The following is a 14948-nucleotide window of genomic DNA, read 5'->3' on the forward strand; positions in this document are numbered from 1 at the left end:
ATGCTTCTGTTTAGCCTTTATTCACTGGGATGAAACGGTTGGAGGCGTAAGCATAAGTGAAAAATAAACCATTGATATTAGGAACAGCACTACTATTTTCATCAGCACTTTTTTTACAAGCAGAAACGCTTTATGGAAAAGAAGCAACGACTCCTGGGAAATATAAAATGACCTATGAGGTAGATGGCAAAGTAGAGACGGTCATAGTTGAAGTCAAAGAAAATCAAACAGAGCTTCTCTTGAAAGATATCATCATCAAACAAAATGCAACATGGTCTCCAATAGATAACGTGGTTTCACTAAAAGGAAAAGACGGACAACCACTGAACTTGAACCAACTAATGATCAAAAATAATGTCAATACACAAGAAATAGGCACTTATTTTGTCAGATTTTCATATGAAGATGAGGTTGCAATAGCAAAAGTAACGGTCAATCCTTTTACTAGTTCAGATTTAAAAGAAAGAAGAGTGAATCAGACTTCCCCAAATGACTCTAAAACAAAAATCATGTTGAATGACGAACTACTAAAAGAACAACCAAACAAAATAACAATGAACACAAACACTTCTGGAGGAGCGGATCAGCAAGGTTCCACAGACTTTGGAAATATGTTGAGTTTCCTATCAGGTACGCTTCTGTATGGAACAAGGAGAGTATAAATGGATTTTCTGCTATTAGACGATCGAACGAATTTAAAACTATCCATCATCCGAAAGTTAGAGCAACAATATTCATTTTCGGAGCGCAAAGATGTTTTATGTGAAGAACTAAATATCTCCCAATACTTATTAGAACGTAGCGTCACAGAAATAAATGAAGACTTGAAACAGTTTGAACTGATCGATGATATGGAGTTGGTCGAACAAAGCAGTGAAATCATTCTTTTCCAAGATGCACAAGTATCATCAAGTGTTGTGGAGGAAAAATATTTAAAAGACTCACTGGAGTTTACATTGTTGCAAACCATATTTTTTAATCAGTTTACGTCAATTAAAAAATATGGAGAAAAACATGGGATGAGCCGAACTGTAGTCTATAAAATTGTTGATAGAATTCGAAAAGAACTAGCGCAATATGAGATAAAGTTATCGAAAAATTTTCAGCTAGTTGGGAATGAATGGAAGATTCGTCAGTATTTTAATATGCTCTATTATCGAATTTATAAAGACTCGGATGAACTATACAATCAATCAGATATCCTAGCGGTCCAAGAATTATTTTCTGAGATTAAATTATATTGTGAAGAAGTAAACACGTTATATCTGTTTAAACATTATTTATTGATCACGTTAGAAAGAGTCAAAAGAAAACAGCACTATTTTTTACCTAATAGTTTTAAATCGGTTGAATTTGATCAAAAGAATAAAATCTATCAAACCGTTGCTCAGTGGAGTGAACGCACTTTGAAGGGAACCAATCGCGAAATAGAAGTGGAAATAAGAGGTATCATCAACCAGCTATCCGTTTACAGACTCGAATTTTGTGATCTTGAAAATGATGTGGTCACAGAATATACTGAGCGATTAAAGCAACAATTTCAGATGAATATGCAGTTAAGTGAAATAGGTCCCGAATTTTGTACAAGTGTGAAGATGACCATTTATCAGCACCAATTTATTACACCGTTGATAGATCTTACGCTGCGAGCAATCGATTTGGAGTTTTTTCATGAGCGTTATCCAATCATATTCGAGATGTGCCATACATTTATTTATCAATTGAAAGAAGATGAATTCAAATTTAGCAAAAAATCATTGTTTTTCAATCTGTTACTGGTATTATCGCAGCAATATGACGAAGAAACCGATAAAAATACAATCAATATTTATGTGAACTTTACCCAAGGTGAAAAATACAATCGCTTCATTAAAAATCAGATTCAAATTTTTGACTCTTTTAGCATACATTTTCAGCCAGTCATACGTCCAGATACAGATTTGATTGTCTCTGATTATCTTCCCCAAGTAACTTTTTCGGCACGAAATCTGATTTGGCTGGCGCCGCCAAGAGCCAGTGATTGGCGTAACTTTGGTAATGAGATTGTCCGAATTAATAGAGAGCTACAATTGAATAAAAAAAGAAAGTAGTATCAATAATTATAAGAGGATGGAATAGTAGCGTCTGCTGCTGTTCCATCCTCTTGTTTGGTGTCAGTGGATTGAGTAGATAAGAAAGCTTTGTTCTACTCTTGGTTTCTATATGAATAAGGATCTAGAAAATAATACGATCCACGATTTCAGAGATTATCGTTGTTACCCAGGCATATACATTTCCGTGTTTTTTAAACTTTTTAGCAGTTTTTTCTTGATTCATTGTAAGCCTCCTTTATTTATATCTTAATAATAGAGGAATCCATAATAAAAGAACATCGATAAAGTGTGTTCTTTTATTACATTTTTGAAAGGGGGACTTTATCCAAGCAGCGAATTACTCCAAGTGTATTTACCGCAGATCTGTCTATGTTTGGTAATTTAGTCATCGTTTTTCTTATTGATTTATAACTTACTTAAATGGGTAGCAATAATGAAAATTTTTATTCGTTTTATCTGAATTTGACTATTTTTTCCCAAAATGGTAGAGTAACACCTGAGGAAGGTGTTTCAAATGTACGTATTATATATTTCAACTCTTAGCTCCCTACAACTTATGTTTGATGAAGTGTTGTATGGAGCTTAATCGAGAAGCTTAAGAGCTTTTCTTATTCATCAGTAAATTTAGTATACTAAAAAAATAGCATCTATTTGCTATGTATTTAGTCTGCTTATTTACTGAAGGATATATAGATTAAAAGGCCCTAGACATTTTGTCTGTGGGTCTTTTTTGTATGTTCTTTAGTAAAAATCTAGGAAACCACATGAAAGAGGAAATTAAAATGGAATTATTACAAGTCAAAGATTTAACTTATGCAGTACCTGATAAACAGCTTTATGAAAACAGTTCATTTACGTTAAGAAGTCACGAACATATGGGCATCGTCGGTAAAAATGGTGCAGGAAAAAGTACCTTGTTGAAGATGCTTTTAGGGAACGTTTTACCCGATGCAGGAGCAATCATATGGAATCCAGCTGCTACATTAGGATATTTAGACCAATATGTGGATATGGATCAATCGCTGACGATCAACGAATTTTTAAGATCTGCTTATCAAGAATTATTTGCCACAGAACAAGAAATGTTGAAACTTTATGAGACATATGGTGAAACGGGCGATGACCAATTGTTAACAAGAGCGGCAACCTATCAAGAAAATTTGGAAATGAAGGGATTTTATGAAGTTGAAAATGATATCAGCAAAGCAATCACAGGGCTTGGCATCAGTGATGCTGATCAAACATTAGCTGCATTAAATCGTGGGGATCAAATCAAGGTCATTTTAGCCAAATTACTATTAGAAAAACCATCTGTCTTGATTTTAGACGAGCCTACAAACTATTTAGACCAAGAACATATCGAATGGCTGACAGATTATCTAAATGCATTTGAGAATGCGTTTATCATCGTTTCCCATGATACAGAATTCTTAAGTAACATCGCAACCTGTATCTGTGATATTGATTTTGGTTCGATCAAAAAATACCATAGCAACTACACTGATTTCTTAAAACAAAAAGCCCATTTAGCTGAAGCGTATCAAAGTCAATTTGTAGCACAGCAACGAAAAATCAAAGAAACAGAAGCGTTCATTCAGAAAAATATTGCAGGGATCAAAACAAAAATGGCACAAGGCAGACGAAAACATCTAGAAAAAATGGATCGTTTGAAAGAACCAGAGAAAAAGGTGAAATCTAATTTTTCCTTTAAACTAATGCCTCAAAGTTCGCCTAATGTGATGACAATTGATGAATTAACAGTAGGCTACAAAGAACCGCTTCTTACGGTACGTGATTTACAAGTAAAAAAAGGGGAAAAAATCGTGATCACTGGTGCAGATGGTTTAGGCAAATCGACATTAGTAAAAACACTGCTGTCACTGGTACCAGCAATTTCTGGTAAAGCACAATTTTCACCACAAGTTGTTACTGGTTATCACTCTCAAGAAATTGAGTGGGAAAATACTGAATGGACACCAATTGAAGCATTAGCCAATAAATATACAAGACTTACCTATGAAGATGTCCGTCGCGAATTGGCAAAATGTGGGTTGAAACGAGAAATTGCTTCAAAAAATATTTTTATGCTGAGTGGTGGGGAACAATCAAAAGTGAAATTATGTGATCTGACGATGCAACCAAGCAATTTCCTGATTTTAGATGAACCAACCAATCATTTAGATGTAGATTCAAGAAAAGCCTTGCAAGATGCTATAAAAGCGTTTAGAGGAAGTGTATTGCTGATTTCAAATGATGAACAGTTTTATTCAGGTGTAGCGGATCATGTTTATGCTGTTGCAGATAAACATCTTCTAAAGCAATGAGGTGACCGATAATGGATTTTACTGGAGATGAAAACCATCAAGTCTACCAATTTTCGTGGATGGAGCGAGAACTAAAAAGAGTATCAGAAGATAAGTTGGCTGATCGAATCTTGATTATTGGCAGCGGCGTTTTAGAATGCCAAACAGCTATTAAGCTAGCTAACAAAGGCAAAGAAGTTGTGATCATTGAACACTCGGATGAGCTACTGCCAGATTGTCTAAATTCTCCAATTAGGGCTCAACTTATGAGAAGCTTAGAAAAATTGCTGGTTACATTTTATTTAGAAACAGTTATTATAGATAGTGAAAAAGAGCAGGTTTGCCTTTGTAATAAAGAAGGATTTCAGCTGTACCTAGATATTGATAACATTATTGCTCCTAAAGGCTATGAATATTTTTAATTTCGTTTATAGTTAAAGGAATAAAGCTAAAATGAATGGAGCAAAAAAATGTTTACAACAATTGAGAACGTAAAGTTTCAACAGGCTGTAGAAACCTGGAATCAAGGCTTTAGCGATTACCTATTGCCAATAACTGTCGATCAAAAAGCGTTAGAACAGAGAATTCAATCGTTAAAACTGTCAAAGAAACTCTCGGCTATTTATTCGATCAAGGGAGAATCTGCTGGAATTATCCTGTTAGGCGTGCAAACCTTTCAAGGAACGAAAGTGATGTGGGTCGGTGGTATGGCGGTTGTTCCGAAATATCGTAGGAACAAAGTCGCTTCTAAATTGATGGATTACGCAGAAAAATTAGCAAAAGAACATCAATGTGAGTACCTAATCTTGGAAGTGATCAAAGAGAATGAGCGGGCGAGGCGATTGTACCAAGAAAAAGGGTTTCAACTTATCAATGAGTTGGCAGTTGGTTCAGTTGTTTTACCAGCTAGAACAAGAAAAAAAGAGTGCATTGAGTTCAAAGCTATCCCGTTAGAAGAACGAGCGTTAAGCGAAACAAAATGGATACCTTGGCAAAATCGTAGTATTTTTTCTGAACAAAACTATGCTATTTATCACGAAGAACTAAAAGTTGGCTCAATCAGTTTTAATCTAGTTGAGGATGTTTCTGGAGAAAGTTTAGTCCTTAAACAATTACAGCTAGTTGAACAAAAAAATTGCTCGTTAATAACAGCTATCTTACTTACTTTAAAAGAACAAGAAATTCTTGATACAATCAAATTCACCAACTTTGATAAGGCAACACCAGAATATGCTGAATTAGAAAAAATAGGTATTACGATACAACTGACACAATTACAATTAGCTAAAAAAATTTAAATAGTAAATCTATTCAGCGGTACTCGTTTTAGCGAACGAATGCCGCTGGATTTTTCTATTAAAACACTGTTAAATCAGCAAGCAACGCACCGTTGCAACTACCTTTATTGTATAATAGATGAAAGCAACGTATTTATGCGGCGAAAATACTAGACGTTAGGAAATGGGTGAATTATAGTGACTGTAGAAATTGGTAAACAAATTAAAAAACTCCGTGAAGAACAAGAAATTTCACAACAGGAACTAGCTGACTATTTAACGATCTCTCGTCAAACAATTTCAAAATGGGAGTTAGGAAAAAGTCTTCCTGATATCGAAAATGTTGTAAGAATTGCTGACTATTTCAATATCAGTGTCGATGTTTTAATTGGACGTAAGAAAGCTAGTTTCTTTGAGAGCTTGTTTGGCGGAAAAGAAAGAAGGCAAAGTCTTATGGATCAAAGTAGCAAGGCAACTAATAATGCAGCATTTTATAGTGCTTATGCACCAGAAATTCAACCATTATTTGCAGCGAACAAACGGGTAAATACATTTATCAAAATCGAAGCAGCAATTTTTCCACAAGCAACTTTTTCAAAATTGATGGGCTATGCTAATTGTTTATGTAGTTTTAACAGTGATGAAGTGTCTATTGATCAAATCGGAAAATTCAAGCTTGCTGTAAATATACCTGTGGAGCAACCGATAGCCTCCTTTTCACTGCATGAGATTTTGGAGATAAACTTACAATTTGGAAAATATTTTCGAAATGTGGGTGGTAATTTTGTAACATTGATCGATATCGTGACCCCAGATAAAACCTATTATTTTTGGGTAGAATCGCTAAAAATTGCCCATGCTATCTGGCATCACGAAAAATTTTCATCAATCAAACTCAATCTAGACAAGCCATTTCAAAAAGCATTAAATCTCTCAAACGAAGATGAAGCCGTTACGGCAATTCGTAGCGAAGCTGATAAAATTCAGTTGTTTTATGGGAAGGTGTAGTTATATTGTGAATCCTAGAAAAGAGAACCAATTTTTGGTCTCTTTTTTTTACTGTAAAAATACTCCTTGACACATTATACTACGCAATGTATAGTAATATGTGTCAGGAGGTATATTATGGATTCACAATTAAAAAAAGGGTTGTTGGAATATTGTATTTTAGCCATTTTAAAGAAATCAGATTCCTATGGCTATCAAATCATCAAAGATTTATCTAACGTGATAACAATTTCCGAATCAACATTATATCCAATCTTGAAACGTTTAGAGACGAAAGAAGAGTTGGAGACATATTCAATGGAACATAATAGCCGCTTAAGAAAATACTATCGAATTACTGATGTTGGTAGGGACAAAATAAAGTCCTTTATTCAAGAATGGGATGAAGTGATGCAAGTGTATCATTTTATTGAAAAGGGGGAGCAAAATGAATAAACAAGAATTTTTGTATCAATTAGAAGAAGGTTTGATTCGCTTGGAGGAATCAGAAAAAAATCAATTTATTCTTTATTATGATGAATTGATTGAAGACTACCTAGAAGATGGAGCCAGTGAAGCAGAGGCGGTAAGCAAGTTGGGCAAACCTTCAAGAATCGCAAGTAAGATTTTAGAAGAAGCGTTTGAAGAGCGGAGTTTTCAAAAGAAAAAACGAAGTCCGTTGATGGTGGTTTTACTGATTATTGGTTTTCCTTTATGGGGCAGTATTTTGTTAACAGCTATTTTACTTATTTTATCCGCCTATATTATTATTTGGTGTCTACCTTTTACAACGGGAATGTTTGCGGTACTCGGCTTAGGAGCATCAATATTTAGTGTCTGTGCTAGTTTTTTCGCTATACAAGATGGTGTCTACATTGCAGTTACACAAATGGGTATCAGTATTTTTGTTTTAGGCTTAGCGTTGCTTAGTGGTTTAGCAACCTTGAATCTAGCGAATCATTTTATCAAAGCATCGAAGCGATTCTCAGGAAAAATAGTCGGTCTGTTTGAGGGAAGGGGATTATCGTTATGACGAATAAAAAATCACTGTTTAAAATTGGGCTTAGTTTAACTGTTTTAGGTTTTGTGATCGCTATGATCGGTTTTGCTCTATCTGGTGGGCAAGTTGATAAATATAAATTTGAAGAACATTCATGGTATCGTACATTTTATTTTAAACGATGACATTTTAATGAGAAGCGGAAACATTGGATGGAGAAATCTCTGACGAATGTTTCTTTTTTTTTTTTTTAGAATCAATCAAAAAGTAGTCCTAAAGCTGTGAGAAAAACTCAGACTTTAAGCCGATAAAATGAAGCGGTTGCTTTGTTATAATTAAAATGAATAAGAGCAAGTTGGTGTAATAAATCTTTTTTATGGGGAGTATAGGGGTGAGTGGTATGAATAAGCAAGTCAAAGAACAAGCCATAAGTAATAATGGAATCGATTTAATAAAGTACGCTGCGGCAATTTTAATTATTTGTTTTCACTGTGAACGAGTGATTCAAGATCCAATGGTGCATCATTTGTTTAAAAATGTGTTATGTCGGATCGCTGTACCGTTTTTCTTTATTTCATCTAGTTACTTTGTTAGACGAGGACAAAATGGTTCGCCAAGTTATCTGAAACGTTATTTGCAATCATCTATTAAATCCTATTTATTTTGGAGCTTAATCTATATGCCGATTGGTTTTATGTGGATTCAAGAAAATTATACGCTTGGACCTGAATTATATCCTGTAGCATTGCTAACAGGATTGCTGTATACAGGAACTTATTATCACCTTTGGTACATACCGGCTATGATCTTTGGTATGATTATCGCTCACTGGTTGATCAAGAAAACAGGCTATTTTCCGTTATTCATGTTAACGTTTATATTATATCTTTTTGGTTCATTAGAAACGTATTATGGCTATATCAATAATGAACAGTTGCAATTATTTTTTGATCAGTATCTAACTATTTTTATTACAACTCGTAATGGTTTGTTTTTTGCCTTAATATTTGTGGCAGTGGGCTATTTTCTATGGGATTATCGTGAAAAAATAGCTAGATTCCACAAGCATTTTCGTTTTTTAGTGCTTTTTACTGGATTGATTTTAGTTGGGGAAGGGTTGATTGTTTATGCTAATATGGGGATCGACAAAAACTTTATGTGGTCATTAATACCCTTTACAGCAGTCTTCTTTTGTTGGAGTTTAGCGTGGCAAGTAAAGTGTAAGACTGACTTTAAGCATTTGAGGGAATTAGGCAAATATTATTTTTTCATCCATCCGTTATGTATTTTGTGGGCAGCCAATTTAGTTAACAGCTATGATTTTTTTGCAAATGCTTGGCTGCAGTTAATCGTTACCATTGTAGCTACTCATTTATTGAGCTCGCTCGTGATACTATTTAATCAGCAACTTCCGTACTACTATTTCGATTTGCAATTGATGCTTAGAGTCAATCGTAGTTATATCCAAAAATTGGTGTAGAAGCTGATGTTTAGCATAAAAAGACAAGACTGAGACAAAATGAAATGAATTTTGTCTCAGCTTTTCTATTTAAGTTAAGTGAACACCCTTATCCACATAAATAATATCGCCTACGATACCAGCCGCTAATTCGCTGACTAAAAAGGCACAAGTATTCCCTACTTCTTCGATTGTCACACCCGCTTTATCTGGAGTACGATCTTCTGAGAGTTTGATCAATTGATCGTAATCTTTTACGCCAGTCACTGCAAGGGTTTTAATAGCACCTGCTGAAATGCCGTTTACACGAATCTTATCAACAGCAAATTCATACGCTAAATATTTTACCGCAGTTTCTAAAGAAGCTTTGGCAATGCCCATCATATTGTAATTTGGAATGGCTCTTTCAGATCCTAGGTAAGTCATTGTCACGATTCCAGAACCTGGGTTTAATAATGGTTTAGCATAGTGAGCCACAGCTAATAGAGAGTAGCTGCTGATGTCTTGCGCTAATAAGTAGCCTGAACGTGTGATGTCACTAACATTGCCATCTAGTTCTTCTTTATTGGCAAAGGCAATCGCATGAACTAAACCGTCGATTTTATCGAATTTTTCTTGAATAATCGTAAAGGCTTGTGCGATTGATTCATCTGATGAAACATCACATTCAACAAGTAAGTCTGTTGGTTCAGCTAATTTTAATAATTGTTTTTTCATGCGCTCGTTTTGGTACGTGTAAATAATGTCAGCACCCTGCTCTTTCAATGCCTTGGCACATCCCCAAGCAATACTTCTCTTGTTTGCTACGCCCATTACGACGACTTTTTTATTTTTTAGAAACATATTGATTTTCCCCTTTTAAAATTATTTTAGTCTGTGAAAAGGTCTCACTTCTTAATAAAATCTAAATATCTAATTTTATTTAAGTTGACGGATAAAATTGCAACTGGTATTATCTGTTTGAGAAAGCTAATAAAATTCTCTAACGAATACGACACCCATACAGACATTTTATCGGATGTCTGAATTATTAACCAAAATACTTTGAAAGTCAAACTATTTTACTTAAATTTAAACAAAAAAGTGTTGGTTAAGCAAGTTTTTTTTAATTTGAGCGTCAAAATAATAGCGGAGGTGCACGATGAAACGAGTTGTAATAACCGGAATGGGAGCTGTGACTCCTTTAGGAAATACGGTAAAAGAGTATTGGCAAAATCTAGTCAATGGAAAATTAGGAATCGCTAAAATTACGAAATTTGATTCAGAAGATACAGGTGTGGCACTTGCAGGAGAGGTAAAAGACTTTGACCCAAGTGAGGTTCTTGATCGTAAAGAACAAAAACGGATGGATCTATTTTCACAATACGGTATAGTGGCAGCGATGGAAGCTTGGAATATGAGCGGCTTAACGAAGGAAGAGATTGATCCAAAGCGTTTTGGTGTGATCGTAGGTAGTGGAATCGGTGGTATGACTACCCTGCAAGATCAAGTAAGAGTGATGGATAAAAAAGGGCCTAAACGGGTAACACCGTTTTTTGTACCGATGGTGATCGCAAATATGGCATCAGGAAATATTTCCATCAAATTAGGTGCAAAAGGTCCCTCTCAAACGATCGTTACAGCTTGTACTTCAGCAACAAATGCCATTGGTGAAGCCTTTAGAACGATTAAATATGGCTTAGCTGATATGATGATCACTGGTGGAACAGAAGCAACGATTTGTGAAATTGGGATTGCTGGTTTTGCTGCATTGAGCGCGTTGAATACAACGGATGATCCAACGAGAGCCTCGATTCCTTTTGATAAAGAAAGACACGGATTTGTGATGGGCGAAGGAGCGGGCATGTTGATGCTAGAAGAACTTGAACACGCTCAAAAACGTGGGGCAACCATTTTAGGTGAAATCGTTGGTTACGGTAGTAATTGCGATGCCAGTCATATGACAGCACCATTAAAAGATGGTAGCGGCGCTGCTGACGCAATTGAATTAGCTTTGGCAGAAGCGTCAATCGCAGCTTCTGAAATAGGGTATGTTAATGCACACGGAACAGCAACGCCAGCCAATGACGCGGCTGAAACAGCTGCTTTAAAACGAGTGTTTGGCAAACGTGCGTATGATATTCCAATTTCCAGCACTAAAAGTATGACAGGACACCTTTTAGGCGCTGGTGGAGGAATTGAAGCAATCGCGTGTGTGAAGACACTGCAAGAAGGTGTTGCGCATCCTACTGTCGGTTACCAAGTGGCCGATCCAGATTGTGATTTAGATTATATAACAGATGGCTCACGCAAAGTGGCTGCAGAATATGCAATCAGCAATTCATTTGGCTTTGGTGGTCATAATGGCGTTATTTGTATGAAGAAATGGGAGGAAAATTAACAATGACAAGATTAATGAATGCAACAGAAATTATGGAAATGATTCCAAACCGTTACCCAATTTGTTTTATCGACTATGTGGATGAAATTATTCCAGAGAAAAAAATCATCGCAACAAAAAACGTTACGATCAATGAAGAATTTTTCCAAGGACATTTCCCTGGAAATCCAACAATGCCAGGTGTTCTAATTATTGAAGCATTGGCGCAAGTGGGTTCGATCTTGATTTTAAAAATGGAACAATTTAACGGCGAAACAGCCTATATTGGCGGTATTAACAAAGCAAAATTCCGTCAAAAAGTAGTTCCAGGTGATGTTTTGAAATTACACTTTGAAATCGTGAAAATCAGAGATTATGTAGGAATTGGGAAAGCAACTGCTTACGTTGAAGATAAAAAAGTTTGTGAATGTGAATTGACGTTTATCGTAGGTAGATAAATAAATAAAAAAGCCGAAACCAACAAAATGTTTCGGCTTTTTTTGTTTATTTTAGTGATGCAATTCATATAATTTCAACGCTAATTGTAACGCAAAAGTATTTTTCTCCTGCTCCAAATCCACTGGCAGTAATCCTTTGATTTTTTCAATCCGATAAAGCAACGTATTTCGATGAATAAATAACGCTCTTGACGTCGTAGCAATATTTAAATGATGAGCCAAATAAGCCTTTAAGGTCGGTGTAAAGCTAGTGTTGTTTTCCTGATCATAGGTCAATAACGTGTTCAAATAGTGCGTGTAAAATTTTTTTCCTTGCTCTTTTGAAATGGAATCAACTAAAAATGAATCAAAGTAAAAATCATTGAAAAAATAAATTTTTTCTTCTTTTGAGTCATCTTCAAGTAGTTGGATGACTTTTTTTGCTTCTTCAAAACTTTGAGATAATTCAAGAATCGGTAAGGTTGAACCGATCGTGCAGAAAATTTCTCGTTCAGATTGCCCTTGTTGTTCTATATACATCCGAATCCGTTCAGCAGTATCAGAAATTTCATTGTAGGTTTTTAATGAACTCAATTTTTGCTCCGTTCCTAACAGCATGACCAACTGATTTTTCCGACTGAACAAATGAAGTTGGGGAAATCGATTGGTTGTGTAGGTTGTGAGTGATGATAACAAACTTTTCATTAAACGATCTTCGGATTGTTTTTTTTTCATCAATGAGTCCGATTCATGACCAATCGTCTGGATCGATAGGATCAACACAGTATAGTTAAGACTTGGATCGATCGTTGTGTCATAAGCAGCTAATGCATCTAAGTCTTTGATTTGACCAGATAATAATTGATCGAAGAAATCACGACGAATGCGATTTTCCGTCCGTTCGATCTCAAATAGACGCATTTGTTCTAACGCAAATGCCATCGAACCATTTTCTAAAGCGACATAATCAAGATCAGTCAAAGGACGCTCTATTTGGCAAACCAGAATAAAGCCATAATGGATCGTATCAAAGTAAACAGGCATGATCACGCAAGGATATTCTTGTTCCTCAAAAGAAATCCCTCGAGTAATCGGTTTTTGAATTCGCTCAAAATCTGTTGGCAAGTCAGTAAAAAGTTGAACTGGGAAGTTAAAAGTATCCCCTGTATTTTTGATTGTTTCTTTGATCATAGGTTGATCTGGATCACTAATAGAGGCTACTGACCAATCCGTATCAACTAAGATAACAGGATTATTGACCATCTCTGCTAAGCCTAAAGCAATTTTTTGCATACCACCGCCATGCAATGAAATTTCAAAAAATTGTGAATGGATATCTAAAGAAGCTTGATTCAGTTCGTTCATTCGACCAGAAATTTCCGCCATGACGATATTCATGATTTTAGAAAACGCGATTCCATAGGGGATTTCGATGATTGGCAAAGCCAGTTCATCCGCTAGAATACGCATGGATTCAGGGATTCCTTTTAAGTAGATATGCGGTTTGATACAAATTGCTGAACAATTGATTTCTTTAAAGCGTTGAATAAAGCGTTTTTGGATTTCAGCATTTTCGCTAAAAAAGTACCCAGAAGTAATCAGTAGCTCACCTGCTGATAACCAGTCTGAAGCGTCTGGATTATCTAAAATATTCACTCCAGTAATTTTATTTTCAAGCCCGTTTATTCCTGCGACTAGTTTGAACGTTTTAAAAGGAGCTAGTTGCAGAAAATTTTTGACAGTTAACATGATACAGCCTCTTTCCTATTCATGAGTTTATTACATTAACTATACGGCAATTGGTTAAAGTGTACAACAGGAAAAGAAAATATTCGGCTACTCTATCTGTATATGAAAAGGCTTTCTTGTTGTAAATTGAATAGTGTAAAGAAGAAAAACATTCAAGGAAGTGAATGAGATGCGTACCTATCAATCCCTATCAGGGTCTCAAAATTTCTTATCTGAGATTCAAAATAAGTCGTGGAAAGGAGAAGTTCATAGTACTTTTAACCGAACGATAAATATAATTTGCGATTCTGGAGAATTGTACACGATAGCGGCAGAGGAATTGGATAATGCGCCCAATACCTTGAGAGTGACTGACTTTTTTGACAAACGACCTCAGATTCTCGTAAAAACGCCTGTTTTTTCTCAAAAAGGCCAATTAATGATTGGTGAAACAGCTGCAATTGAAATTCAAAGTGCGAGTGAATGGCACTATCCACAAATTGAATTTCCTAAGCAATACGACTATGCAAAAATCAGTAAGCGTATTGAACAACTGAATGAGTGGTTGATCCAATTAAAGAATACAGGTGGCTATTTATTAAACAAGAGGCAAGCGACAACGTACGAAAAAATGATCCATGTCATGCTTTGGCAAGAATCGGAACAATTACTGACTTACTTAAAGGAAAAGCAATTATTCCAAGCGATGAAGCAGTTGAATCGGGTGATTGGCTTAGGACCTGGTTTAACCCCTTCAGGTGATGATTTTTTAGTAGGATTAGCACTTATTTTTACAACAGTGAATTATCCATATCATTCATTAAGACAATGGTTAATCAATAGTCGAACGGAGCTGAAAAAAAGAACGAATATTATTAGTTATTCTGCATTAGATTGGGCTATTAAAGGATCAGCACGTGAGCGGATCGGACTTTTTTTAAATGAACTATTTTATGGAGAAAATGAAGGTGCTTTGAAAATAAAGATGTTGGCTGTGTTGGCAATCGGCTCTACATCTGGAGGCGATATATTGACTGGGATGTTGGCAGGGATCAAGTTGACGTTGGAAAGCAGCAGGTGAAAGGTTGTTACCATGTGTTATCTAGCTACGCGGGCTAGCCTTTCGGGAAAAAGATAAAAATGGAGTGAGACAAAAAAGCGTCTCAATCAATTTTTCCTATTTTCCTGTCAGAGCGGAACGAGCCCGCTACGCTTTTATTGTTATCTAGCTTCACGGGCTAGTCTCTCGGAAAAAAGATAAATTATAAATGAGGCAAAAAGCACCTCAGTTATAATTTCCTATTT

At 35.6% G+C, this 14948-nt stretch carries 15 protein-coding genes; 13 read left to right on the forward strand and 2 right to left on the reverse strand.

Annotation, left to right across the window (positions count from 1 at the left end; all coding sequences use genetic code 11):
* Positions 1-56 precede the first annotated feature (56 nt).
* The 10 genes from ATZ35_RS07395 (at position 57) to ATZ35_RS07440 (ending at position 9140) form a co-directional block, all read left to right on the forward strand.
* Complete coding sequence (locus tag ATZ35_RS07395) at positions 57-662, forward strand: hypothetical protein (protein ID WP_208930185.1); 606 nt, start codon at positions 57-59, stop codon at positions 660-662.
* Positions 663-2090: a helix-turn-helix domain-containing protein gene (locus tag ATZ35_RS07400; RefSeq protein WP_208930186.1), complete on the forward strand. Its 1428-nt coding sequence runs from the start codon at positions 663-665 to the stop codon at positions 2088-2090.
* Positions 2091-2875: 785 nt separating this feature from the next.
* Positions 2876-4417, forward strand: a complete 1542-nt coding sequence (locus ATZ35_RS07405; protein WP_208930187.1) for an ABC-F family ATP-binding cassette domain-containing protein — start codon at positions 2876-2878, stop codon at positions 4415-4417.
* An 11-nt stretch (positions 4418-4428) separates the two neighbouring features.
* Positions 4429-4818, forward strand: a complete 390-nt coding sequence (locus tag ATZ35_RS07410; RefSeq protein ID WP_208930188.1) for an FAD-dependent oxidoreductase — start codon at positions 4429-4431, stop codon at positions 4816-4818.
* Between the two features lie 48 nt (positions 4819-4866).
* A complete protein-coding gene (locus ATZ35_RS07415; RefSeq protein WP_208930189.1) occupies positions 4867-5694 on the forward strand; it encodes a GNAT family N-acetyltransferase in 828 nt (275 codons plus the stop codon).
* A 177-nt stretch (positions 5695-5871) separates the two neighbouring features.
* A complete protein-coding gene (locus tag ATZ35_RS07420; protein ID WP_208930190.1) occupies positions 5872-6681 on the forward strand; it encodes a helix-turn-helix transcriptional regulator in 810 nt (269 codons plus the stop codon).
* Between the two features lie 117 nt (positions 6682-6798).
* Positions 6799-7116 carry a PadR family transcriptional regulator gene (locus ATZ35_RS07425; RefSeq protein WP_086445159.1) on the forward strand — a complete coding sequence of 106 codons (318 nt, stop codon included), beginning with the start codon at positions 6799-6801 and terminating at the stop codon, positions 7114-7116.
* Positions 7109-7693 carry a DUF1700 domain-containing protein gene (locus ATZ35_RS07430; protein WP_208930191.1) on the forward strand — a complete coding sequence of 195 codons (585 nt, stop codon included), beginning with the start codon at positions 7109-7111 and terminating at the stop codon, positions 7691-7693. Before ATZ35_RS07425 ends, ATZ35_RS07430 begins: the two co-directional genes overlap by 8 nt.
* Positions 7690-7845, forward strand: a complete 156-nt coding sequence (locus ATZ35_RS07435) for a hypothetical protein (protein ID WP_208930192.1) — start codon at positions 7690-7692, stop codon at positions 7843-7845. Before ATZ35_RS07430 ends, ATZ35_RS07435 begins: the two co-directional genes overlap by 4 nt.
* A 215-nt stretch (positions 7846-8060) precedes the next feature.
* On the forward strand, positions 8061-9140 hold the full coding sequence (locus ATZ35_RS07440) for an acyltransferase family protein (protein ID WP_244148224.1): 1080 nt from the start codon (positions 8061-8063) through the stop codon (positions 9138-9140).
* Positions 9141-9209: 69 nt separating this feature from the next.
* Here ATZ35_RS07440 and fabI read toward each other — a convergent pair whose 3' ends face one another.
* Positions 9210-9962 (reverse strand): enoyl-ACP reductase FabI, encoded by a 753-nt coding sequence (fabI, locus tag ATZ35_RS07445; RefSeq protein WP_086276997.1) that lies wholly within the window; start codon positions 9960-9962, stop codon positions 9210-9212.
* Between the two features lie 298 nt (positions 9963-10260).
* Here fabI and fabF point away from each other — a divergent pair, with 298 nt between their 5' ends.
* Together fabF and fabZ are read left to right on the forward strand one after the other, a co-directional pair.
* Positions 10261-11499, forward strand: coding sequence for a beta-ketoacyl-ACP synthase II (gene fabF, locus ATZ35_RS07450; protein WP_208930194.1), 1239 nt, complete (start codon positions 10261-10263; stop codon positions 11497-11499).
* A gap of 2 nt (positions 11500-11501) precedes the next feature.
* Positions 11502-11936, forward strand: coding sequence for a 3-hydroxyacyl-ACP dehydratase FabZ (fabZ, locus tag ATZ35_RS07455; protein ID WP_086276992.1), 435 nt, complete (start codon positions 11502-11504; stop codon positions 11934-11936).
* A 51-nt stretch (positions 11937-11987) separates the two neighbouring features.
* Here the strand turns inward: fabZ and ATZ35_RS07460 are convergent, their stop codons facing one another.
* The gene (locus ATZ35_RS07460; protein ID WP_208930195.1) at positions 11988-13664 is read right to left on the reverse strand and encodes a PucR family transcriptional regulator; all 1677 of its coding nucleotides are present in this window, start codon (positions 13662-13664) and stop codon (positions 11988-11990) included.
* Between the two features lie 169 nt (positions 13665-13833).
* On the opposite strand from ATZ35_RS07460, the gene ATZ35_RS07465 reads away from it, so the two are divergent.
* Positions 13834-14724: an oxamate carbamoyltransferase subunit AllH family protein gene (locus ATZ35_RS07465; RefSeq protein WP_208930196.1), complete on the forward strand. Its 891-nt coding sequence runs from the start codon at positions 13834-13836 to the stop codon at positions 14722-14724.
* Positions 14725-14948 lie beyond the last annotated feature (224 nt).

It is taken from the genome of Enterococcus rotai (assembly GCF_001465345.1).
GTDB classification, from domain to species: domain Bacteria; phylum Bacillota; class Bacilli; order Lactobacillales; family Enterococcaceae; genus Enterococcus_L; species Enterococcus_L rotai.

Coding starts and splice junctions, on each gene's coding strand:
- fabI (WP_086276997.1), bottom strand. CDS start 9,962: ATGTTTCTAAAAAATAAAAAAGTCGTCGTAATGGGCGTAGCAAACAAG.
- ATZ35_RS07435 (WP_208930192.1), top strand. CDS start 7,690: ATGACGAATAAAAAATCACTGTTTAAAATTGGGCTTAGTTTAACTGTT.
- ATZ35_RS07410 (WP_208930188.1), top strand. CDS start 4,429: ATGGATTTTACTGGAGATGAAAACCATCAAGTCTACCAATTTTCGTGG.
- ATZ35_RS07425 (WP_086445159.1), top strand. CDS start 6,799: ATGGATTCACAATTAAAAAAAGGGTTGTTGGAATATTGTATTTTAGCC.
- ATZ35_RS07430 (WP_208930191.1), top strand. CDS start 7,109: ATGAATAAACAAGAATTTTTGTATCAATTAGAAGAAGGTTTGATTCGC.
- ATZ35_RS07460 (WP_208930195.1), bottom strand. CDS start 13,664: ATGTTAACTGTCAAAAATTTTCTGCAACTAGCTCCTTTTAAAACGTTC.
- ATZ35_RS07465 (WP_208930196.1), top strand. CDS start 13,834: ATGCGTACCTATCAATCCCTATCAGGGTCTCAAAATTTCTTATCTGAG.
- ATZ35_RS07440 (WP_244148224.1), top strand. CDS start 8,061: ATGAATAAGCAAGTCAAAGAACAAGCCATAAGTAATAATGGAATCGAT.
- ATZ35_RS07415 (WP_208930189.1), top strand. CDS start 4,867: ATGTTTACAACAATTGAGAACGTAAAGTTTCAACAGGCTGTAGAAACC.
- ATZ35_RS07400 (WP_208930186.1), top strand. CDS start 663: ATGGATTTTCTGCTATTAGACGATCGAACGAATTTAAAACTATCCATC.
- ATZ35_RS07405 (WP_208930187.1), top strand. CDS start 2,876: ATGGAATTATTACAAGTCAAAGATTTAACTTATGCAGTACCTGATAAA.
- fabZ (WP_086276992.1), top strand. CDS start 11,502: ATGACAAGATTAATGAATGCAACAGAAATTATGGAAATGATTCCAAAC.
- fabF (WP_208930194.1), top strand. CDS start 10,261: ATGAAACGAGTTGTAATAACCGGAATGGGAGCTGTGACTCCTTTAGGA.